This is a genomic window from Dietzia sp. HMSC21D01, assembly GCF_001815995.1.
GTDB classification, from domain to species: Bacteria; Actinomycetota; Actinomycetes; order Mycobacteriales; family Mycobacteriaceae; genus Dietzia; species Dietzia cinnamea.
In genome coordinates, this window is the sequence record NZ_KV823732.1 from 1 (window position 1) to 327 (window position 327).

Consider the following 327-nt stretch of genomic DNA (forward strand, 5'->3'; position numbering starts at 1 on the left):
CACCAGGCCGCCCGCGGCCGCATGGCCGGCCACGACGGCGCTGAACGCGCCCGCCTCCTGCTCGCCCCCGAGGACCTGCGCTCGGCCGTGCGCGAGGGCCGCGAATCCAACCTCGTCCTCTTCTGCGTGGACGCCTCGGGCTCCATGGCCGCCCGCACCCGCATGGAGCAGGTCAAGACCGCGATCCTGTCCCTCCTGCTGGACGCCTACCGCCGCCGCGACAAGGTCGGCCTGGTGACGTTCCGCGGGTCCGCCGCGCAGGTCGCCCTCCCGCCCACCTCCTCGGTCGACGTCGCGGCCACCCGCCTCGCCGACCTACCGGCGGGC

At 76.1% G+C, this 327-nt stretch carries 1 protein-coding gene; it reads left to right on the forward strand.

All coding sequences use genetic code 11. From position 1 onward, the window contains the following. On the forward strand, window positions 1-327 hold a 327-nt coding region (locus HMPREF3086_RS19460; protein WP_246830878.1), incomplete at both ends, for a VWA domain-containing protein.